22 protein-coding genes are annotated in these 21,327 nt (G+C 70.3%); 15 read left to right on the top strand and 7 right to left on the bottom strand.

All coding sequences use genetic code 11. The annotated features are described in order from the left end of the window. Positions 1 to 41 precede the first annotated feature (41 nt). From QRN19_RS11215 to QRN19_RS11165, 11 genes are all read left to right on the top strand, one after another. A complete protein-coding gene (locus QRN19_RS11215) occupies positions 42 to 1,268 on the top strand; it encodes a TerC family protein (protein WP_285027022.1) in 1,227 nt (408 codons plus the stop codon). Between the two features lie 129 nt (positions 1,269 to 1,397). Further along, positions 1,398 to 1,988, top strand: a complete 591-nt coding sequence (locus QRN19_RS11210) for a TerD family protein (protein WP_085511184.1) — start codon at positions 1,398 to 1,400, stop codon at positions 1,986 to 1,988. A gap of 61 nt (positions 1,989 to 2,049) precedes the next feature. Further along, entirely contained in the window at positions 2,050 to 2,628 is a 579-nt protein-coding gene (locus QRN19_RS11205) for a TerD family protein (RefSeq protein ID WP_285027019.1), read from the top strand. 70 nt (positions 2,629 to 2,698) lie between these two features. After that, positions 2,699 to 3,910 carry a toxic anion resistance protein gene (locus QRN19_RS11200; protein WP_285027017.1) on the top strand — a complete coding sequence of 404 codons (1,212 nt, stop codon included), beginning with the start codon at positions 2,699 to 2,701 and terminating at the stop codon, positions 3,908 to 3,910. Positions 3,911 to 3,964: 54 nt separating this feature from the next. Beyond that, positions 3,965 to 4,480 carry a hypothetical protein gene (locus tag QRN19_RS11195; protein ID WP_285027015.1) on the top strand — a complete coding sequence of 172 codons (516 nt, stop codon included), beginning with the start codon at positions 3,965 to 3,967 and terminating at the stop codon, positions 4,478 to 4,480. Then, positions 4,480 to 5,031 carry a TerD family protein gene (locus QRN19_RS11190; RefSeq protein WP_285027013.1) on the top strand — a complete coding sequence of 184 codons (552 nt, stop codon included), beginning with the start codon at positions 4,480 to 4,482 and terminating at the stop codon, positions 5,029 to 5,031. Before QRN19_RS11195 ends, QRN19_RS11190 begins: the two co-directional genes overlap by 1 nt. Positions 5,032 to 5,034: 3 nt before the next feature. Beyond that, positions 5,035 to 5,880, top strand: coding sequence for a hypothetical protein (locus tag QRN19_RS11185; protein WP_285027011.1), 846 nt, complete (start codon positions 5,035 to 5,037; stop codon positions 5,878 to 5,880). Between the two features lie 2 nt (positions 5,881 to 5,882). After that, the gene (locus QRN19_RS11180) at positions 5,883 to 7,076 is read left to right on the top strand and encodes an HpcH/HpaI aldolase/citrate lyase family protein (RefSeq protein WP_285027009.1); all 1,194 of its coding nucleotides are present in this window, start codon (positions 5,883 to 5,885) and stop codon (positions 7,074 to 7,076) included. After that, positions 7,073 to 8,482 carry a phosphoribosyltransferase domain-containing protein gene (locus tag QRN19_RS11175; RefSeq protein WP_285027007.1) on the top strand — a complete coding sequence of 470 codons (1,410 nt, stop codon included), beginning with the start codon at positions 7,073 to 7,075 and terminating at the stop codon, positions 8,480 to 8,482. Before QRN19_RS11180 ends, QRN19_RS11175 begins: the two co-directional genes overlap by 4 nt. After that, the gene (locus tag QRN19_RS11170; RefSeq protein WP_285027005.1) at positions 8,479 to 9,633 is read left to right on the top strand and encodes a cysteine protease StiP family protein; all 1,155 of its coding nucleotides are present in this window, start codon (positions 8,479 to 8,481) and stop codon (positions 9,631 to 9,633) included. The genes QRN19_RS11175 and QRN19_RS11170 overlap by 4 nt, the downstream gene beginning before the upstream one ends. Next, positions 9,630 to 10,442 carry an HAD family hydrolase gene (locus QRN19_RS11165; protein ID WP_285027003.1) on the top strand — a complete coding sequence of 271 codons (813 nt, stop codon included), beginning with the start codon at positions 9,630 to 9,632 and terminating at the stop codon, positions 10,440 to 10,442. Before QRN19_RS11170 ends, QRN19_RS11165 begins: the two co-directional genes overlap by 4 nt. Before the next feature lie 12 nt (positions 10,443 to 10,454). Here the strand turns inward: QRN19_RS11165 and QRN19_RS11160 are convergent, their stop codons facing one another. Genes QRN19_RS11160 through mobA form a run of 3 tightly spaced genes read right to left on the bottom strand, consistent with a single transcriptional unit; the run spans position 10,455 to position 12,645 of the window. Continuing rightward, the gene (locus QRN19_RS11160) at positions 10,455 to 11,693 is read right to left on the bottom strand and encodes a molybdopterin molybdotransferase MoeA (RefSeq protein WP_285027001.1); all 1,239 of its coding nucleotides are present in this window, start codon (positions 11,691 to 11,693) and stop codon (positions 10,455 to 10,457) included. After that, on the bottom strand, positions 11,690 to 11,962 hold the full coding sequence (locus QRN19_RS11155) for a DUF6457 domain-containing protein (protein WP_064295856.1): 273 nt from the start codon (positions 11,960 to 11,962) through the stop codon (positions 11,690 to 11,692). The genes QRN19_RS11160 and QRN19_RS11155 overlap by 4 nt, the downstream gene beginning before the upstream one ends. Beyond that, positions 11,959 to 12,645: a molybdenum cofactor guanylyltransferase gene (gene mobA / locus QRN19_RS11150; protein WP_285026998.1), complete on the bottom strand. Its 687-nt coding sequence runs from the start codon at positions 12,643 to 12,645 to the stop codon at positions 11,959 to 11,961. Before mobA ends, QRN19_RS11155 begins: the two co-directional genes overlap by 4 nt. Before the next feature lie 93 nt (positions 12,646 to 12,738). Here mobA and fdhD point away from each other — a divergent pair, with 93 nt between their 5' ends. Both fdhD and QRN19_RS11140 read left to right on the top strand, forming a co-directional pair. Further along, entirely contained in the window at positions 12,739 to 13,617 is an 879-nt protein-coding gene (fdhD, locus tag QRN19_RS11145) for a formate dehydrogenase accessory sulfurtransferase FdhD (protein WP_285026996.1), read from the top strand. Next, positions 13,614 to 15,905 (top strand): FdhF/YdeP family oxidoreductase, encoded by a 2,292-nt coding sequence (locus QRN19_RS11140; RefSeq protein ID WP_285026994.1) that lies wholly within the window; start codon positions 13,614 to 13,616, stop codon positions 15,903 to 15,905. Before fdhD ends, QRN19_RS11140 begins: the two co-directional genes overlap by 4 nt. A gap of 40 nt (positions 15,906 to 15,945) precedes the next feature. Here the strand turns inward: QRN19_RS11140 and QRN19_RS11135 are convergent, their stop codons facing one another. From QRN19_RS11135 to QRN19_RS11125, 3 genes are all read right to left on the bottom strand, one after another. Continuing rightward, positions 15,946 to 16,206 (bottom strand): hypothetical protein, encoded by a 261-nt coding sequence (locus QRN19_RS11135; protein ID WP_064295852.1) that lies wholly within the window; start codon positions 16,204 to 16,206, stop codon positions 15,946 to 15,948. Between the two features lie 90 nt (positions 16,207 to 16,296). Continuing rightward, positions 16,297 to 17,241: an alpha/beta fold hydrolase gene (locus tag QRN19_RS11130; protein WP_285026992.1), complete on the bottom strand. Its 945-nt coding sequence runs from the start codon at positions 17,239 to 17,241 to the stop codon at positions 16,297 to 16,299. 209 nt (positions 17,242 to 17,450) lie between these two features. Next, entirely contained in the window at positions 17,451 to 18,602 is a 1,152-nt protein-coding gene (locus QRN19_RS11125; protein WP_285026990.1) for a hypothetical protein, read from the bottom strand. 220 nt (positions 18,603 to 18,822) lie between these two features. Between QRN19_RS11125 and QRN19_RS11120 the strand changes: the two genes are divergently transcribed. Beyond that, positions 18,823 to 19,716, top strand: a complete 894-nt coding sequence (locus QRN19_RS11120) for a DUF808 domain-containing protein (RefSeq protein ID WP_285026988.1) — start codon at positions 18,823 to 18,825, stop codon at positions 19,714 to 19,716. 24 nt (positions 19,717 to 19,740) lie between these two features. Here QRN19_RS11120 and QRN19_RS11115 read toward each other — a convergent pair whose 3' ends face one another. Then, positions 19,741 to 20,235, bottom strand: coding sequence for a GNAT family N-acetyltransferase (locus tag QRN19_RS11115; protein ID WP_285026986.1), 495 nt, complete (start codon positions 20,233 to 20,235; stop codon positions 19,741 to 19,743). Between the two features lie 171 nt (positions 20,236 to 20,406). On the opposite strand from QRN19_RS11115, the gene QRN19_RS11110 reads away from it, so the two are divergent. Then, a complete protein-coding gene (locus QRN19_RS11110) occupies positions 20,407 to 21,303 on the top strand; it encodes an alpha/beta hydrolase fold domain-containing protein (RefSeq protein ID WP_285026984.1) in 897 nt (298 codons plus the stop codon). Positions 21,304 to 21,327: the final 24 nt, after the last annotated feature.

The following is a 21,327-nucleotide window of genomic DNA, read 5'->3' as shown; positions in this document are numbered from 1 at the left end:
TCACCCGTCCCCCACCTCGAGCGCTGCGGAGAACACAGCCCATGGAAATCCCCGGATACGTCTGGCTGCTGACGATCGTCGGCATTCTGGCCCTCCTCGCCTTCGACTTCATCTTCCACGTGCGCAAGGCCCACGAGCCGACGCTGCCGGAAGCCGCGAAGTGGTCGGCCCTCTACGTCGGTTTCGCCCTCCTCTTCGGCGTCGGCGTCCTCATCTTCGGCGGCGGGACGCTCGGGTCCGAGTACTTCGCCGGCTACATCACGGAGAAGGCCCTGTCGGTCGACAACCTCTTCGTCTTCCTCATCATCATGTCGAGCTTCCGCGTGCCGCGGGCCGACCAGCAGAAGGTGCTGCTCTTCGGCATCGTCTTCGCGCTCATCGCCCGCACCGGCTTCATCTTCCTCGGCGCCGCCGCGGTCAACGCCTGGTCCTGGCTGTTCTACATCTTCGGTGGCTTCCTCATCTTCACGGCCGTCAAGCTGCTCCGCCCCGAGGAGGAGAGCGACGACGAGGCGAACAACTTCGTCATCCGTCTCGCCAAGCGCCTGTTCAAGACGACCGACCGCTACGACGGCGACAAGCTCGTCACCATCGAGAACGGCAAGAAGGTCCTCACCCCGATGCTGCTCGTCATGGTCGCCATCGGCGGCACCGACCTGCTCTTCGCGCTCGACTCGATCCCCGCGATCTTCGGCCTCACGCAGAACCCGTACATCGTCTTCACCGCGACGGCGTTCTCGCTGCTCGGCCTCCGTCAGCTCTACTTCCTCATCGACGGCCTGCTCGACCGCCTCATCTTCCTCAGCTACGGCCTGGCAGCGATCCTCGGCTTCATCGGTGTGAAGCTCGTCCTGCACGCGCTCCACGAGAACACCCTGCCGTTCATCAACGGTGGCGAGCACGTCCCGGTCTTCGAGATCGAGACGGGCCTCTCGCTCGCCGTCATCGTCGGCATCCTCATCGTGACGGTCCTGCTGTCGCTCCTCAGCCCGGCCGGTCGTGCCCACACGATCATCAGCGACGCCCGCAGCCAGGCGAAGAAGATCGTGCTCCACGCCGACTCCCCCGAGGACATCCCGGACGGCCACCACGTGGACGAGGTCGAACTCGAGACGAGCTACACCCGGATGGTCGAGCGCGAGAAGTCGTTCGCGAACCTGAAGCCGAAGCATCAGGCCAAGGCGGCCGACGACGAGGAGCTCCAGCGGCTGCTCTCCCGGGCCCACGAACTCCAGGCGAAGAGCCCCGGCTCACGCGGCCTGCTCTGAACGGACCGGGAATCCGGGCGCTCGCCCGGCTGAACCGATAACGTGGACGTGCGCTCCCAGCTTCGGCCGGGGGCGCACGTCCCACACCTCACCACCAGCAACACGACGAAGCATCTAGGAGACGGAACCATGGGTCTGAGTCTGGAAAAGGGCCAGTCGCTCTCACTGACGAAGCAGGACGGCGGTTCGCTCACGCGGATCCGCCTCGGCCTCGGCTGGGACGGCGTCGCACCGGTGAAGCGCGGCTTCTTCGGACGCTCGTCCGCACCCGACATCGACCTGGACGCCTCCGCGATCTTCTTCGACGCCACCGGCAAGGTGCTCGACACCATCTGGTTCCAGCAGCTCGCGAGCAAGGACGGCTCCGCCACGCACACCGGCGACAACCTCACGGGTGCGGGCGACGGCGACGACGAGACGATCCTCGTCGACCTCTCGAAGGTGGCCCCGTCCGTCCAGCAGATCGTGTTCGTGATCAGCAGCTACAGCCGCCAGACCTTCGACACGGTCCAGAACGCCTTCAGCCGCATCATCGACGACTCGACCCCCGGCTCCCCCGAGGTCGCCCGCTACCAGCTCACCGACTCCGGTCCGCACACCGCGATGATCATGTCGAAGGTCTCGCGCGAGGGCAACGGCTGGACCTTCAAGGCGATCGGCGAGCGCGCCAACGGGCGTTCCGTCATGGACCTGCTCGGCCCGGCCGCCCAGGCCCTCTGAGCACCACCCGCAGTAGTCCCCCGCGCGTCAGCGCAGTTCCACCGAAGGAGAAGCGATCACCATGGCAGGACTCACCCTCGAAAAGGGCAACAACCTCTCGCTCACCAAGACCAGCCCCGGCCTGACGGTCGCGACGGTCGGCCTCGGGTGGGACCCGCGCACCACCAGCGGTGAGGCCTTCGACCTCGACGCCTCGGCGCTGCTCGTCGGCGCGAACGGCAAGGTCCGCTCCTCGGCCGACTTCATCTTCTACAACCAGCCCGCGGCGGCCGACGGCTCGGTCAAGCACCTCGGCGACAACCGCACCGGCGACGGCGAGGGCGACGACGAGCAGATCTCGGTCGACCTGAACGCGGTCGGGGCCGACGTCGAGCGCGTGGTCATCGCCGTGTCGATCGACAAGGCCGACGAACGTCGTCAGAACTTCGGACAGGTCCGCGGCGCGTACTGCCGCGTCGTCGACCAGGACGGCACCGAGATCGTGCGCTTCGACCTCAGCGAGGACGCCGCACCCGAGACCGCCATGCTGTTCTCGGAGCTCTACCGCAACGGATCCGAGTGGAAGTTCAAGGCCCTCGGCCAGGGCTACACCACCGGTCTCGCCGGCATCGCCGGCGACTTCGGCGTCCCGCTCGGCTGAGCACCGACGCCTCCACCACGAGCAAGCCCTCCACCACGAGCCAGCCACACACGAGAGCAAGGTCGACCGCATGAGCACGCCACTCACTCCGCCAGACGCCAACGAACAGGCCGCAGCCTCCCTCGTGCTGCACGCTCCGGATGCACCGGACGTCGTGCAGGCCGAAGAGGCACCGGGCATGGTCCCGGTCCCGGCCGAGCGCCAGACGGAGATCCAGCAGCAGGCGCGCTCCTTCGTGACAGAGGTGGCGACGCTCGACCCGCGCTCGCCCGAGTTCACGCAGAAGATCGAGGGCATCTCCCAGATCGGCGGCAAGGAGATGGTGCAGTCGAGCGGGTACTCGTCCCGCATGCTCGACCGCTCGTCGACCTCGGTCGCCGGTGCGAAGCGTTCGGGTGACAGCGCCCAGATCAAGGTCGCGACCACGCTCGGCGACCTCCGCAGCACCGTCGAGGACCTCACGCCCAACCAGGCGGACCTCGGCGTCGGCCGCAAGATCCTCGGGTTCATCCCGGGAGGCAACAAGCTCGCCAAGTACTTCCAGAAGTACGAGTCCGCGCAGACCCAGCTCGACAAGATCATCAAGTCGCTCATGGCCGGCCAGGACGAGCTCCTGAAGGACAACGCCGCCCTCGCCGGCGAGAAGGTCCAGCTCTGGGAGACCATGCAGGCGCTCAGTGAGTACGCCGTCTTCGCGAAGGCGCTCGACGCCGCCTGTGTCGACAAGATCGACGAAGCACGCTCCGCCGGACGCATCGAGGAGGCGCAGAAGCTCGAAGCCGACGTCCTCTTCCCCGTCCGCCAGCGCCACCAGGACATCCTGACGCAGCTCGCCGTCTCGGTGCAGGGCTACCTCGCGATGGACCTCATCCGCAAGAACAACCTCGAGCTCATCAAGGGTGTCGACCGCGCTCGCACCACCACCATCGCCGCCCTGCGGACCGCCGTCGTCGTCGCGCAGGCCCTCGCGAACCAGAAGATGGTCCTCGACCAGATCGACGCGATCAACACCACGACGAACAACATGATCCTGCAGACGAGCGAGATGCTGAAGGACCAGACGACGCGCATCCACCAGCAGGCGTCCACCTCGGGCGTCAGCGTCGAGACCCTGCAGCGTGCGTTCGACAACGTCTTCCAGACCATGGACGCGATCGACACCTTCCGTGCCGAAGCCGCGAAGAACATGGAGGGCACCGTCAACGCACTCGAGACGGGCCTCGAGAAGGCGAAGCCGTACCTCGAGCGCAGCCGTCAGGCCGAGCAGCGCGAACTGCGGTAGCCTCACGCTCGGGTGACCGGGCGCACGGGTCGCTGAGGACGAAGGGGACGAGGGATGGCATTCGGACGACTGCTGAACGCACTGCGGACCGGCGGGGCCGAGCCACTCGGCGTCGTCGACGCCACGCCGGCGCCCGTCGGTGAGACGGAGGACGAGCAGACGGCCCGGCACCTCGATGAACTCCGCGACTCGGTGCGCTCCGTGGGGCGCGACCTCCCGACGCTGCTCACCTCGCAGCTCAGGCAGATCGACGACCAGTTGCGCCTCGTCGTCGCGACGATCGCCGACCAGGGTGCGTCGACCGAGCAGCGGGTACTCCTCGCCGCGATGGTGACTGACTACATCCCGTCCCCGCTGCGCTCGTTCCTCGCCCTGCCCGCCGCGGACCGCACCGAGGACTCCCGCAGCACGATCGTCTTCGCCCGCCAGCTGGAGCTCATCGAGGAGACCATCCGCGACCTCCTCAACCAGATCCGCATCGGCGCGATCGCCGAACTCTCGACGCACGGCCGGTTCCTCTCCGACAAGTTCCAGGAGCCCGACGCCGGTCTCGTACTGGGTGCGCACTGATGGCGTCGCTGATCGCGGGCGCGAACGCCGCGCTCACCGCCGAGAACCCCGGTCTCGACGCCGTGCTCATCGGGTTCGGCTGGGACGTCATCGCGAGCCGCGGGCCGCAGAGCGAACCCGTGCCGCTGGCGATCATGTGCGGCGAGGACGGCAAGGCGCTGTCCGACGACCACCTCGTGTTCTTCAACCAGGTCGAGAGCCAGGACGGCGCGGTCACCTTCTCGTCCGAGGCCGACGACGAGGAGATCGACGTCGAGCTGTCGCGCGTGCCGGACGCCGTGTCGAAGATCGCCTTCCTGCTCTACATCGACCCCGACGTCCGCGGTCCCGGCGACTTCTCGCCCGTGCGCTCGGCGTTCGTCCGCGTCGCCACGCCCGACGGTCGGGAGCTCGTACGCTTCGACGTACCGATCGCCGAGGTCCGCAGCAGCCAGGCGCTGCTCCTCGCCGAGCTGTACCGGCACCGGTCGGACTGGAAGTTCCGTGCTCTCGGGCAGGGGTACGCCGGCGGTCTCGCCGGCGTGGCGCGCGACTTCAGAATCGACCTCTGAGCCGTGCCGCTCAACACCTCCCCGGTGCGACGGGACATCGACTACCTCCGTCGTCGGGTGAAGCCGAGGCCCGAGCCGATGGCGCAGGCGGAACCCGTCGCGAGCAGCCCTGCGGCGCCTGCCCCCGCAGCGCCCGCCGCGTCGGCAGCGCCGGCGACGGGACTCACGCTCGGCGGGCCGTCGACGCCTGCCGCTGCACCCCCTGCCCCGGCGGCATCAGGGGCGTCGGCACCGACTGCACCGTCGACAGGACTCTCGCTCGGCGGCTCGTCGACGCCCGCCGCGGTGACCCCGTCGGTGAACGCGGCGTCGCCGCCCCCGTCGACGCCCAGCACCCCGCAGCCCTTCCCCGCCCCGACGGCCGAGGAGGTCCGCGTCCTCGACGACGAGACCCCGCTGGTCCGGCTCGACCCGCGTCAGTCCGCGATCGGCAGCCTCATCGTCGGCGGCGCGACGGCGATCGTGTGGGAGACCGTCGAGCTCGTCACGGGTGTCGCGACGGCCGACGGTGTCGACGGCACGCCCGTGACGACACCCGGCAACCGGCCGCTCCTCGGCTTCGACGGCGGTGACGCGATCCTCGCACTCCGGCACGTGCACCTCCTCCGGCGAGCGCTGTTCGTCGGTACCCCCGGCCGGCCGCTGACGGTGCAGCTCTTCGACGGCGAGAGCTTCGCGGCAGCCGACGAGACCGGCGGCGCTCCGGTCGTCTCGCTGCTGCGCATCGGGTCGAGACTCGAACTCCGCCTCGAACCCCTTCCGGCCGAGATCCCCCTCCAGACGCTCCTGCAGCAGTTCGGCTTCGAGCCGACGCCGTACGTCGTCGCCCGCGAACCCCGGAGACGATGACCATGCGCCACTTCAGCTATGTCGACGACAAGCGCGCGTCGCGGCTGTTCCACAAACTCCCGAGCCCCATCAGCATCGACTCCCCGCCGGAACATGTGGCGGCAGCACTCGGTGCCACCCTCTACAGTCCCGGCACACGCCCGACGCTCGCGAAGGACGTCGTGAAGCAGGCGAAGCACGGCTGCCTGAGCATGGTGCTGTGCCTCGAGGACTCGGTCCCCGACGACGCGGTCGAGTTCGCCGAGACGAACGTCGCGGAGGCGATGCAACAGCTCGCCGCCAAGAGTTCGGGCTCCAAGCGCCCGGTGCTGCCGCTGCTCTTCATCCGCGTCCGCACGCCCGAGCAGCTCGAGCGGGTCGCCGGACTCCTCGGTCCGGGACTCGACCTCCTGAGCGGCTTCGTCATCCCCAAGTACGAGAACAGCGAGGGTCTGGCGGACCGCTTCTTCGAGGCGCTCGGCCGCGTGCAGCGCGACTACGCGCAGGACGGGTCGAACGGCGCGCGTCGACTCCGGGTCATGCCCATCCTCGAGTCGCCGCGGATGATCCACCGCGAGACCCGCGACGACACCCTCTCCGGGATCGTCGACGTCACCAAGGCCCACCGCGAGGACGTCCTGGCGGTCCGGATCGGCGCCACCGACCTCTCGAGCGCCTTCTCGCTCCGGCGCTCACGCGACCTCACCGTGTACGACGTGAAACTCGTCTCCTCGGTCATCGCCGACGTCGTCAACGTCTTCGGTCGGCCAGGCGACGACTTCGTCATCACCGGCACGGTCTGGGAGCACTTCCACAACGCGGAGCGGCTCATGCGCCCGCAGCTGCGGATGACGCCGTTCCAGGACGCGAACGAGGCGCAGCTGCGTCAGAAGCTGCTCCTCAAAGGACTCGACGGCCTCATCCGCGAGATCGCGCTCGACCAGGCGAACGGACTGCTCGGCAAGACGGTCATCCACCCGAGCCACGTGCCGGTCGTCCACGCGATGTCGGTCGTGAGCCACGAGGAGTACGTCGACGCCCTCTCGGTCGTCGGCGACGTGGGCGGCGGCGCCAACGCCTCCCCCTACCGGAACAAGATGAACGAGATGAAGCCGCACCAGGCGTGGGCGCGCAAGACCCTGCTCCGCGCGGAGGCCTTCGGGGTGGCAGCGGAGGAGACGACCTTCGTCGACCTCCTCGAGACGAGCATGCGGTGACCGCATGGACGGGCGCATGGACAGGCGGTTTCGTGCGCGACGCCATCGGCATCGGCCTGCGCTCGGACGCGTCCCGGAGCCTGATCCCGGTGGAGGACCTCGTCGGTCTCGCGCTCCGCGACAACCCCAAACGCGCGCAGCTGCTCGTATCGACGGTCCTCGCCAAACACGTGCCGACCGTGCCCGGCCTGGCACTCGCCGCCGGCGAACTGCTCGGGCTGCTGGTGCGGAGCGCGCTCGACGGCAGCGACCCGGAGACGGCTCCGTTCGACACGGTGGCGCAGCTCCTGAGCCGTCGGGAACGGCCGGATGCTGACGGTCTCGCCGCCCTCACCGCCGTCCGCGAGCACCTCGCCCAGCTCCGCGATGCGGCCCCCGCGGCCGGGCCGGAGCTCGTCACCGTCGGCTACGCGGAGACGGCGACCGGGCTCGGCCACATCGTCGCCGACGCGCTCGGCTCGCCGTACCTCCACTCCACGAGACACGAGGCGGACGTGCCCTTCACGCCGTTCGAGGAGGAGCACTCGCACGCGAGCGACCACCGCCTGTACCCGAGCGACCCCGCGTGGGCCACGGTCGGCGGCACCACGGTGCTCGTCGACGACGAGTTGAGCACCGGACGCACCGTGCGCAACACGATCACCGCGCTGCACGCCACCACGCCGCAGGCGCACTGGGTGGTCGCGGGCCTCATCGACCTCCGTTCGGATGCGGACCGACAGCGCTTCGACGAACTCGCCGACAGCCTCGGCACCCGGATCACCGTCGTGGCGCTCGGCGTGGGTGCCGTCGACCTTCCGGAGGACGTACTCGCCCGCGCGCGGGCGGTCATCGACGCCGCACCCGCCGCGTCGGTAGCCGGATCGACCGCAACCGGCGACGTCGTCGTCGTCGTGGACGCCTCCGACCTGCCGCCCGTGCGGAGCGCGCGCTTCGGTGCGCCAGGACGCCTGGACGACGCGGTGACCGCCGCGATCGCCGACCGGGTCCTTCCGGAGCTGCCGGACGGCGAGGTGGTGGTGCTCGGCTCCGAGGAGTTCATCGCGGTACCGCTGGCCGTCGCCGCCCACCTCGACCGCACGCGCGGAGCGACGCGCTTCTCGACCACCACGCGATCCCCCATCGCCGTGATCGACCGCGACGACTACGCCATCGCGAGCGCGGTGTCCTTCACCAGCCACGACCGCACGATCGACGGCTTCGGACCCCGCTTCGCCTACAACCTCTCGCGCGCCGGCTCACGGTTCGCGGCGGTGGTCCTGTTCCCTGAGCCGGGCGCCGACCGCGAGCTCCTGCTCCGACCCGACGGCGTCGTCGAGGCGCTGCGGACCGTCACCGACCACGTCATCGTCGTCCTCCTCACCGAATCCGTCCCGACCCCAGCCGAATGGAACCCCGCACCGTGACCATCGACGCCGCCGCCCTCCCCGAGCCGCTCACCGGACCGGACTTCGGGTCCTACGACGCCTCGGAGGTGCGCTGGCTGCTGACCGACCTCGGCGACACCCGCCTCGAGGCCGACGCCTCCGAACGCGAGGCCGCGATCCAGAGCGGTCGGGCGCACTACGCCGAGTCACTGCCCATCGAGTACCTGCCCTCCCCCGAATACGAGGAGCTCTACCGCGACGCCCTCGCGCGGTCGAGCCGGCGCCTCGCGGTGGCGGTCGGCGTCGTCACCGACCTCGTCCTGGCCTCCCGCGCGAACCGCCCGGTGCTGGTCTCCCTCGCCCGCGCCGGAACGCCCATCGGGATCCTCATGCGTCGATGGGCGAAGGAGGTCCGTGGGATCGACGTGCCGCACTACACGATGAGCATCGTCCGCGGCGTCGGCGTCGACGGGACCGCGCTGCGCTACCTCGCGGCGCACCACGACCCGGAGCAGATCGCGTTCGTCGACGGCTGGACCGGCAAGGGCGCCATCGCCCGCGAACTGACGGCGGCGCTGGAACTCTTCGCTGAGACCGACGGCATCAGGTTCTCCGACGAGCTGGCGGTCCTCGCCGACCCCGGACACTGCGTGCCCGTCTACGGCACCCGCGACGATTACCTCATCCCCTCCGCGTGCCTGAACTCCACCGTCTCCGGCCTCGTGTCCCGCACGGTGTACAACCGCGAGCTCCTCTCCGACGACCAGTTCCACGGTGCCAAGTTCTACCGCGAGCTCAGCAGTCACGACGTCTCCGGCGCCTTCCTGGACGCGGTATCGAGCCGCTTCGCCGAGGTGGTCGACGACGTCGCGGCGGGTGTGGAGGAGGCATCCACGGCGGATCGCGAACCGAGCTGGATCGGCTGGGAGGCCGTCGAGCGGATCCGGGAACAGTACGACATCCCGACCGTGAACCTCGTGAAGCCGGGTGTCGGCGAGACCACCCGCGTGCTGCTCCGCCGGGTGCCGTGGAAGGTGCTCGTCTCGCCGGACGCCCTCGACGACGTCGCCCACGTGCTCCTGCTCGCCGAGCAGCGCGGTGTGCCGGTCGAGGTCGTGCCCGGGTTGCCCTACAGCTGTGTCGGGCTCATCAACCCGTTGAGCGACGCCGCGGCGGGAGACGCCCAGTGAGCGCCCTCGTCGCCTGCGACCTGGACCGCACCCTCATCTACTCGCCGAAGGCGTTCTGGCTCGAGACGCCGGACCCCGAGGCGCCGTCGATCATCGTCTCGGAGCTCTGGAACGGCGTGCCGATCTCGTTCATGACGCGCGAGTCGGAGCGCCTGCTGATCGAGCTGCGCTCGCAGGCCGTCTTCATGCCGGTCACGACGCGGACGGTGGCGCAGTATCAGCGGGTGCAGCTGCCGGGCGGCGCGCCTGCGTACGCGATCACGAGCAACGGCGGCGAGATCCTCGTCGACGGTGTCCCGGACGCCGACTGGCGCGACCGGGTGCGAGCGCACCTCACCGACCACACCGCTCCGCTCGACGAGGCGCTCGCGCGCTTCGAGGAGCTTGCCTCGCCGACCTGGATCCTCAAGACGAACGTCGCGGACGCGCTGTTCTTCTATTCGATCGTCGAGCGCGACGCGATCCCGGCGGGCTGGCTCGGACAGGTCGAGCAGGAGTGCGAACGGCTCGGATGGACCGTGTCGCTGCAGGGACGCAAGCTCTACTGCGTGCCGCGGACGCTCACGAAGCACGACGCCGTCAGCGAGGTCGCCCGCCGCCTCGACGGTCCACTCGTCCTCGCGGCCGGTGACTCGCTCCTCGACCAGTCGATGCTGGAGACCGCCGACCTCGCGTTCCGGCCGGCGCACGGCGAGCTCGACGACGAGGGCTTCACGATCGACACGCTGACGGTCACCGAGCGGCGCGGCATCCTCGCCGGCGAGGAACTGCTGCAGCTGATGACGGCGGCAGCCGTCCGGGGCCGCTGACCCGAGGCCCGATCACCAGGGCAGGTCGAGGCTCGGTACCAGGCCGCCCGCGGCCGCGCCGGAGCCCGGGCACACGAGCACGCCGTCGGCCACTGCGAGTCCGCGGAGCATGGCTGCCCCGTGCCACGGCGTGGGCTCGGCCGTGACAGCACCTGAGCCGGGATCGAGCGTGGAGCGGTAGGGACGCAGCACCGTCCCGGAGCGGACTCCGTCGATGGGCGAGGCGACCACGGCGGGTCGCAGGGCCGGGAGGTCGAGTCCCTGCAGGCCCGCGAGCACGGGATGCACGAGCGTGAGGACGCTGAGCAGGGCGGCGAGCGGGTTGCCGGGGAGTCCGACGAACAGTCGGCCGTCGGGGAGGCGGGCGAGCAGCGCGGGCCCACCCGGGCGGACGTCGACGCCGTCCACGAGGAAGTCCGCTCCGGCGTCGCGGAGCAGCGCTCGGACATGATCGGCGCGGGAGTCGCCCGTGCCACCCGTGGTCACGACGAGGTCCCGCTGGTGGCGGGTGGTGACGCCGGCCCCGTTCGTCAGCCCGAGGGCGTCGGCCGTGATGGGCGCATCGTCGCCGACACGGACACTGGACGTGACGACGCCACCGAGCGAGCCGATCACTCCCGGGAGCGATGGACCGAAGCTGTCGCGGACGAACCCCGGGCCGGGGACGCCGCTCGTGACGACCTCGTCACCCGTGAGGACCAGCCGGACCCGCGGTGTCGGCACGACGGACACGCGGTCGAAGCCGGCCCCGGCGGCGACCGCGAGGTGCACGGGCCCCAGACGCGTGCCGGCGTCGAGGACGGTCGCCCCCGCGGGTGACTCGGTTCCGGCGGGCCGGATGTGCCGCCCCGGCCGCGGCTCCCCGCCTGGTGCGGACGGTGCGAGATGGAGACGAGCTGATCCCGAGCCGTGCTCGACCACGCCGTGCTCGAGCTGGAGGACCGCCTCGGCGCCCGCCGGGATCAGCCCTCCGGTCAGCACGTCGACCGCGACACCGTCCGCGAGCCCGACCGTCCGCACTCGCTCGGCGTCGCTGCCGGTCAGCAGGGTCCAGGGGCCACTCCCGGCCACCGCCCAGCCGTCCATCGCCGAGGAGGCATAGTGCGGGATCGCGATGGGCGAGACGAGCGGCGACGCGAGGACGTGTCCGAGGGCCTCGGTGAGCGCCAGGGTGTCGACGACGTCGGACCGCCGCGCGGCACCCGTCGCGTGCGCGATGCTGCGCGCGTCCGACCAGGAGGACCTCGTCATGCGGTCGTGTCCGAGGCGACCAGCCGTTCGACGGCCGCGGTCGCAGCCTCGGCCGCGGCGACCGGATCCGCGCCACTCGCGAGCGCCTTCCCGACGGCGATGCCGACGAGGTAGGTCGTGAGCGGGGCGGCCGGACGCCGCACGGCGTGCGCGGCCGTGCCCGCGAGTCCGAGGACGGCGTCGATGTCGACCGCGACGTCGCCGAGCTCCAGCTCGGCGGACACTCGTTCGGTCCAGTCGGCGAGGACGGCATGCAGGTCATCGGTCATCGGAGGCGCTCCTCAGGGTCGGCGGTCGGCGTGGTGGACGCGGTCGGCGCCGTCGACTCGACGGCAGTGACGACCCCGAGTTCGGTGGCGTCCGCCCAGGTGTCGACGTCGGCCGAGCCGCCGTCGGGAATGGGCACCTGGCGGAGGACGAGTCCGGCGAGCAGCTGGCGGACGGAGACACCCGCGAGGTCACCGCTCGGTTGGGTTGCCCGGAGTGCGGCGACCCGCCGTTCGAGGGACTCCCGGCGGTAGACCGCGAGCAGCGGCTGCTCACGGCCGGAGTCGTCCACCGCGACCCAGCCGTCGATGTCGGCGTCGGCTGTATCGGCGTCGACTGTGGCGGCGTCGAGGACCGCGGCGAGCGCCGGAGCGGCATCCGGCATGTCGCAGGCGAGGACGGCGACCTGCGCGAGCCCCTCGGCCGCGACGTCATCATGCGGGGCCTCCAGTCCCGCGGCGACGGCCGCAGCGGGGCCACCGAAGGCGGGGTGCTCCCGGACGAAGCGGACCGGAGCGGTCGTCTCCAGCGCGGGACCGACCACGACGATGCGTCCGCCGGCCATCCGCGCAGCATCGATCGCGAGCTGGAGGAGCGTCCGGCCGTCGCGGAGCAACGACGCCTTCGCGACGCCGCCGAGGCGGGAGGACCGCCCTCCCGCGAGGATGATCGCGTCGACGGACATGGCACCAGCCTAGGCCGCGCTCGGACCGCACCGGCGGCTGCGGATCCGGTGAGGCACCTTGCCCTCGTCCGATGGTGGTGATAGCCATGAGCCATGACTCGCATCACGGCGCGCAGACGCGTCACCCGCATCACGGTGGGACAGCCCGCACGCACCCGCGAGGACGTCCTCGCCGTCGAGGAGCCGCTCGAGATCCGCGTCGGTGGTCGTTCGCTCGCCATCACGATGCGGACGCCCGGCCACGACGTCGACCTCGCGATCGGCTTCCTCGTCTCGGAGGGCGTCATCGGTCGGGGTGACGACGTCCGGACCGCGCGCTACTGCGCCGGCGCGACGGACGAGGGCGTCAACACGTACAACGTGCTCGACGTCGCCCTGTCCCCCGGCGTCCCAGCCCCGGACCCGAGCCTGGAACGGAACTTCTTCACCACCAGCTCGTGCGGCCTCTGCGGCAAGGCGAGCATCGACGCCGTCCGGACGAGCTCGCGCTACTCCGTCGCGGACGACGACTTCCGCCTCGACCCGGCGCTCCTCGTGACCTTCCCCGACCGCCTCCGGGCACAGCAGGCGGTCTTCGAACGCACCGGCGGTCTGCACGCGGCCGGCCTGTTCGACGCCCGCACCGGTGAGATGCTCGTGCTCCGCGAGGACGTCGGCCGACACAACGCCGTCGACAAGGTCGTCGGATGGGCGGCGAAGGAGGGGTTGCTCCCGCTCCGCTCCATGGTCCTGATGGTGTCGGGGCGCGCGAGTTTCGAGCTCACGCAGAAGGCCTCGATGGCCGGCATCCCGATGCTCGCCGCCGTCTCCGCTCCGTCGTCGCTCGCCGCCGAACTGGCCACCGAGCTCGGGATGACGCTCGTCGGCTTCCTCCGTGGCGACTCGATGGTCGTCTACAGCGGAGCACACCGGCTCAGCGATCCGGCCGAAGGCTCGGCACCGGCCGCGCTCCAGACCGGAGCGAACGCATGAGCGCCGAACCGCCCGTCGAGGACGTCACGGACGCCGACATCGAGGTCACCCACCCGAAGCACGTCGCCGTCGGCCTGCCCGGCATCCTGCACTCGATGGAGCCGGCCCTCCGGCAGCTCGGGCCGAAGCGCACGGCAGAGCTCTTCACGTCGATCAACCAGCGCGGCGGCTTCGACTGCATGAGCTGCGCCTGGCCCGACCCGGACGACCGCAAGAAGCTCGAGTTCTGCGAGAACGGCGCCAAGGCGGTCATCTGGGAGGCGACGCCGGTCGTCATCCCGAGCGCCTTCTGGGCCGAACACTCGCTCACCGACCTCGCCGACAAGTCGGAGTACTGGCTCGGCATGCAGGGCCGACTGTCGGAGCCCGTCTACAAGCCGGCCGGTTCGGACCACTACCGGCCGGTGAGCTGGGACGAGGCGTTCGCGATCGTCGGTGAGCAACTGCGCGGGCAGGAGTCCCCCGACGAAGCCGTGTTCTACACGAGTGGCCGCGCGTCGAACGAGGCGGCCTTCGTCTATCAGCTCTTCGTGCGCGCCTTCGGGACCAACAACCTCCCCGACTGTTCGAACATGTGCCACGAGTCCACCGGCACGGCGCTCGGCGAGGTCATCGGGGTCGGCAAGTCGACCATCCGGTACGAGGACTTCGAACAGGCCGACCTCATCATCGTCATGGGCCAGAACCCGGGCACGAACCATCCGCGCATGCTCACGGCGCTCGAGGACGCGAAGCAGGCGGGCGCGACGATCGTCTCGGTGAACCCGCTCCCCGAGGCGGCGCTCGAGCGGTACAAGAACCCGCAGACGGTCCGCGGCATGGTCGGGCGCGGCACGGTCATCTCCGACCAGTTCCTGCAGATCCGGCTCGGCGGCGACATGGCGCTCCTGCAGGCGGTCTCGAAGCGGGTCCTGGACGCCGAGGCGGCAGCTCCGGGGACGATCCTCGACCACGCGTTCCTCGCCGAGCACTGCCTCGGACTCGAGGAGCTGACGGCCCACCTGGCCGACCTCGATGAGGCGGCGGTGCTCGAGGCGACCGGCCTCACGAGCGAGCAGATCGACGAACTCGCCGACCGCTACATCGCGTCGAACGCGACGATCGTCACCTGGGCGATGGGTCTGACCCAGCACAAGGCGGCGGTCAACGGGATCAAGGAGATCATCAACCTGCTCCTCCTCCGCGGGAACATCGGCAAGCCGGGCGCCGGTGCGTCGCCGATCCGCGGGCACAGCAACGTGCAGGGCGACCGGACGATGGGTATCTGGGAGCAGATGCCCGAATCCTTCCTCGCTGCCATGGAGCGCGAGTTCGCGGTCCCGATGCCGCGGGAGCACGGGGTCGACGCGGTGAACGCGATCCGGGCGATGCAGCGGGGCGAGGTCCGCACCTGGATCTCGCTCGGTGGCAACTTCGTCGCGGCGATCTCCGACACCGCCGCCGCCGAGGCCGCGATCCGCGGCACGCAGCTGTCCGTGCAGATCTCCACGAAGCTCAACCGCTCGCACGCGGTCACGGGCGAGGCGGCACTCATCCTGCCGACCCTCGGGCGCACCGAGATCGACCTGCAGGCGAGCGGACCGCAGATGGTCAGCGTCGAGGACTCGGTGTGCGCGGTCCACGCCTCGCACGGCCGCATCCCGCCGGCAGCGCCCGGTCTGCTCTCGGAGGTCGCCATCATCTCCCGGCTCGCGCGTGCGACGCTCGGCGAGGACTCGGGCATCGCCTGGCAGGCGTTCGAGGACGACTACGACACGATCCGCGAACACATCGGACGGGTCGTGCCGGGCTGCGAGGGGTACAACGAGCAGATCCGCCGTGAGGACGGCTTCGTCCTGCCGAACGGACCGCGGGACTCCCGCACGTTCACGAACCCCGAGGGTCGCGCCCTGCTGACGGTCAACGAGCTCGAACCGATCCACTGCCCGCCCGGTCGGCTGCTCCTGCAGACCCTGCGCTCGCACGACCAGTTCAACACGACGATCTACAGTCTGAACGACCGGTACCGCGGCATCAAGAAGGGCCGGAACGTCGTCTTCGTCAACCCGGACGACCTCCGCGACCTCGGCCTGGAGGACGGGCAGACGGTGGACGTCTTCAGCGAGTGGGCCGGGCAGCCGGACCGGGAGCTCCGCGGCTTCCGCGTGGTCTCCTATCCGACCGCTCGTGGCTGTGCCGCGGCGTACTTCCCCGAGGCGAACGTCCTCGTCCCGCTCGACTCGACGGCCGACCGCAGCAACACCCCGGTCTCGAAGGCGATCGTCGTGCGGTTGCAGCCGGCCGCCTGACAGCCGGAGCGACGTCGACCCGGGCGGTGGTCTGACCCGTTCATTCGTACGCTCGGAGGAGCTGCCAGCGTCCGCGCGCGGCGTCGAGTCGGATGTCGAAGACGAAGGACCGGCCGTCTGCAGCGGTCGCCTGGAACCGCCAGGCGGGGGTCGCCGCGGGCGGATGGGTGACGAACGAGACGTTCGGCTCGAGTGGGGTCGGGGTGTCGGTGACGAGGTACCGGGCTCCGTCCCAGAACAGTCGCTCCGGCACGCCTGCCGGCGTCGTCCAGACCGCGATCTCCGTGCTCGTGATCAACATGCGTGGCCTCCCGTCGTTCGAACATACGTTCGATAGAGAGTGAGCCTAACCCGACATCCGACGACACGCCAGCCCGGATCTGCCGGGGGTTCAGTCTCCCGGCGTGTCGGCGAGGAACCGCTTGATGTCCTCGCCCATCACCGTCGACTCGGTGTGGTGCAGGTAGTGACCGCCGTCGAGGAGGACGAGTTCACCCCGGTCGACTCCGGCGAGCTGCTCCTCGTGGAGGGGCACCCAGTCGGAGAGTTCCGGGTCGTCGCCGACGACGAACATGAGGATCGGCAGGTCGGCCGGGAACGCTTGGGATCGGGCCGCCTGGAAGTTGCCGGGCGTGTGGGCGATCTCGTCGAGCAGCGTCGGCGACATCGCATTGCGGTTCGTCAGGATCGCGAGTTGGCGCTTCGTGGCGGCGTCGTACGGGAGGCCCTCGTACGGATCGGGCGCGATGGCGGCGAGGAGACGGAGGATGCCGAGTGCCTGCAACGCCTCGACCCCGTCCGTCGGCGTCGGCTCGTCGCTCCCCGGCTGGGTCGGGACGCTCGTGTCGATCCCGATGAACGCGGAGACCTCGTCACGGTAGCGCTCCAGATACTCGAGGGCGGTGATGCCGGCGATCGAGTGTCCGGCGAGGACGTACCGGTCGATGCCGAGGTGCTGCAGGGCGGCGTGCACCTCGTCGGCGATGTTGGCCGAGGTTCGCGGAGCGTCGGTCTGATCACTGAGGCCGTAGCCGAACGGCTCGACCACCACCACCCGGTACTGATCGCGGAGCTCATCGACGAGCGGCTCGAAGTCGAGGCCGGGTGCCGCAGTGCCCTGCCCGGGCAGCAGGACGATCGTCTCGGCGCCGGAACCACTGATGACGACGTTCATGTCCTTGCCGTCGACGTCGACCAGCTGTCCGTAGGGCTGCAGCTCGTCCGCTTCTGATGCACTCGCCACGGCGTTCACGATGCTCGTCGTCGCGAGGCCCGCGGCGACGAGGCCGGCGATCGTGGCGATCGAGATCAGTGGAACCTTCAGGAGCTTGCGCATCGTCACCCGTCGTGTGGAGTCGGCGGCGGGCGGTCGCGCCGCGCCGATTCCATACTCACGGAGCGAGCGCATCGCCACATCCGCCGCTGGGCGAGGACGTCCCCGACCTGGCTACGCAGTTGTGCGCAAGCGGAGCCCGGCTACGAGTGCGACCGACGACGGAGCCGGCTGGAAGCGGTGGGCTTCCCGCCGGCTCGTGGTCGGTTCGCCTACTCGGCGGGCGGCGGGCTCTGCGGCTTCGGCGGCTCCGTCGGCTCGGGCGGCTGCTGCGGAGCGCGAGACTCCTGCGGACGCTGCTGGTCCTGCTGCGGAGACGCGGGCGGGACCGGCGCTGAGGGAACCTGCGGCTGGGGCGGCCCCCACTGCTGCCCAGGCGCGGACTGCGGAGGTGTCGGCTGCCCAGGCGCGGAGCCCTGCCAGGACGGCGTAGGCCACTGCGGACCCGGTTGCTGCGGGGCCGGCTGCCCCTGGTAGCCCTGGCCGGGGTACGGCTGCCCATACTGGCCGGGGCCCGGCTGGCCGCCATACGGTTGCTGCTGCCCCTGGTACGGCTGCTGTGGCTGCTGTGGCTGCTGTCCCGGGTAGCCCTGCTGGCCCTGGTATCCCTGCTGGCCCTGGTATCCCTGCTGGCCCTGGTATCCCTGCTGACCCGGGTAACCCTGAACCGGGTAGCCAGGCGCGGCCTGCTGGTACACCTCAGGACGGTACGGCTGCTGCCCGTAGGTCACCCGCTCGCCCTCCGGCTTCGGCGAGAACGCCCGGACGATCACGGGGATCACGGCGGAGATCGCCGCAGCGAGCGTCGTGGCCGCGGCGATGCGCCACCACCAGTCCGCCCAGGTGCCCTCGGGGAACGCCATGGGCAACACGAGCACGAGGACCGTGGCGATGATGAGCGCGATCGTCACGATGCCGGTGGCCCTGACCACCGTGGACGTGGCGCGGGTGACGAAGTGGAGGAAGTACACCTGGATGATGATGAGCGCCAGCCGCACGATGATGAGGATGCCGAGGAACAGCATGATCTGCGTGGACCAGACGAACCCGTCGGAGGTGTTCGGCGGCTGGAGCCACCCGTTCCACAGCTTCAGGAGGCCGACGGTGACGAGGAAGATGTTCACCAACGTCGACACCGCGAGGTACCACTTGTTGGGTCCGTGGCCGGCTGCGGCGTCGAGCGACACGGCACCGACGAAGGCCGCGAGCAGCAGCAACGTGAGCCAGACCCGCCCGGCGATGTCGGCCTGATCGCCGACGATGATGAAGTATCCGCCGATGATCGCCGCCGCGACGAGCGTTCCGATCGTCAAGGTCAGCGCGAGCACGGCCGACCGTGAGCGGCGCGGTGTGGTCTCGACCATTCGAAATCCCCAATCTGTCGTGAGTGCCAACAGTACCGGGGCACGATCCGAGCGGAAGGGAGCGGTCCCTACCCCGTGAACGGTTCGCGTGCGCGGACACCTGTGATGCACGCTCGAGCGCGGGGATCCAGCCCGCCCGAACGCTCCCCGATCCGCACTACTGTGGACTCCGTCCCCGCCGAGCCCGCGGCGGCGCGACCCCCGAACCAAGGAGAAGCACATGTCGGTCGGCCTGCTCGCCGTTGTCGATGACATCCTCAGCGCAGCCCTCAAGGCGAGTGCGAAGACCGCCGGCGTCGTCATCGACGATGCGGCCGTCACCCCGCAGTACGTGCAGGGGCTCACCCCCGCGCGGGAACTGCCGGTCGTGTGGCGGATCGCCCGCGGCAGCCTCATCAACAAGTTCGTCATCATCATCCCGATCGCCCTGCTGCTCACCGCGTTCGCACCGTGGGTGCTGCCGTTCCTCCTCATCATCGGAGGCACCTACCTCTGCTTCGAGGGCGCGGAGAAGGTCATGGAGTGGTTCGGCATGCACCACGCGGAGGCGGAGGAGGACGTCCGCGACGAGAAGAAGCTCGTCTCCGGGGCCGTCCGCACCGACCTCATCCTCAGCACGGAGATCATGCTCATCTCCCTCGCCAGCCTCGACTCGGGGCTCGGCATCTGGATGACGCTGGGCGCCCTCCTGGTCATCGGCCTCGTCATGACCGCGGTCGTCTACGGCGCGGTCGCCCTGCTCGTGAAGATCGACGACATCGGACTGCGGCTCATGAAGAACCCGTCACGTGGCGTGCGGCGCACCGGTGCACGGATCGTCGCGTCGATGCCCGCGGTCTTCCGCGTCATCAGCGTCGTCGGCACGGTCGCGATGCTCTGGGTCGGCGGCCACCTCGTGATCGCGAACCTCGCCGAGACGTTCTGGCACGGCCCGTACGACCTCCTGCACGTCGTCACCCACGCGATCGAGGCCGCCGGACCGGTCGTCGTCTGGATCGCCGACACCGCGATGTCCGCCGTGTTCGGACTCGTCCTCGGCCTGATCGTCGTCGCGATCGTGACCGGGATCTCGCGCCTGCGTTCACGGAACCAGCCCGCGAAAGCTGCTCACTAGCGATGACAGCCGCGCCGCCGAGCGTCAGCGGAGCGGGCGGGCGTAGCAGAGCGACATCGGGATGACCTCGTACGGCGAGTAGATCGGGATGGGTTCGTAGCCGAGCCACTCGTAGAGCCGCACGGCCTCGGGCTGGCGGTCGCCGGTCTGCAGGATGAGGCGGGACGCCCCCTCGGCACGGGCGGTGTCCTCGACGGCGGTGATCAGGCGCTTCGAGACGCCCCGGCCGCGGTGGCTCGGGAGGGTGACGACGCGCTTGAGCTCCCATTCGCCGTGCAGTCGGCGCAGGGCGGCGTGACCGACCGGCTCGCCGTCGATGAGGGCCAGGAGGGTCGCGCTGATGTCGGCAGGGTCGACGCTGAACGCGGTCTGTGCCCGCTCGGCGGCCTCGGGGTCCCAGTCCTCCCAGGCCGACGCGTACCGTGCGTCCATCTCCTCGTCCATCGCGGCGCGGAGCCGCACGGCCCGCTCGTCGTCCCAGCCGACTCGCTCGATGACGACGGGGTTCAGCTCGGACATGCGGTTCCTTCGGGACGGGCTACTGCGGCGCGATCGGTACGTCGACGCCGTCTGCCAGTCTCCCACGACGAACGCCGGTGGAGCGCGTCAGCGCCAGCTTGACGGAGACTCCTGCCCAGCCTGCGCTGCTAGCGTGGCGAGCCCCAGGAACCCGTCAACCGCGGAGGCACCGTGCTCACCATCCCAGGCGTCGTCGTCGGCCCCGCGCTCCGACTCATCCGCGCGAACCGCGCCTTCGTGAGTGAGGCCGGCGCGCGTCGCCGGATCCGGGAGCGCACCCTCCGGCCGTCGTCCTACGGTCCGCCCAGCACCCTCCGCAGCGACGTCCGGGTCGACGTCGAACGTTTCGGAGACTGGCCGGTGTACACCGTGTCCCCCACACGACGTCCGGCGACCGGCGGGGTCGTGTACGCGCACGGCGGCGGCTGGGTCGGCGAGATCGCACCGCAGCACTGGACGTTGGCCGCCACCATCGCCGCGGAGACCGGCGCCGTGGTCACACTCCCGATCTACCCGCTCGTGCCCTACGGCACCGCGGCCGTGGCGCAGAACGGCGTCGTCGAGCTGGTCCGGCGGAGCATCGAGCGGCACGGGCCGACCGTCCTCGCGGGCGACTCGGCCGGCGGTCAGATCGCCCTGTCGGCTGCGCTCCGACTCAAGGACGAGGGCGTCGTCCTGCCGATGACCACCCTGCTGTCACCGGCGCTCGACCTCACCTGGAGCAACCCGCGGATCCCCCTCGTGCAGCCGAGTGACCCCTGGCTGGCAACGCCCGGCGGACGCGTGTTCGCGGAACACTGGCGCGGCGATCTGGACATCACCGATCCAGCCGTGAGCCCACTCTTCGGCGACCTCGCCGGGCTCGGGCCACTCACGGTCTTGAGCGGGACCCGCGACGTCCTCAACCCCGACGCCGAGTCGCTCGTCGAACGAGCCGAAGCGGCCGGCGTCACGGTCGACTACCTCGAGGGCACCGGACAGTTCCACGTCTGGGCACTGCTGCCGACCCGCGCCGGGCAGGCCGCCACGCAGACGATCGTCCGCAGCGTCACGCGCGGGCTGCGCTGAGTCGCCCGAAACGGCTCGAGATCA

The sequence above is a fragment of the Plantibacter sp. ME-Dv--P-122b genome, from assembly GCF_030209375.1.
In the GTDB taxonomy this organism is placed as follows: Bacteria; Actinomycetota; Actinomycetes; order Actinomycetales; family Microbacteriaceae; genus Plantibacter.
The sequence above is the reverse complement of the archived record's forward strand: the minus strand, read 5'-3'. Positions and strand labels throughout refer to the sequence as shown.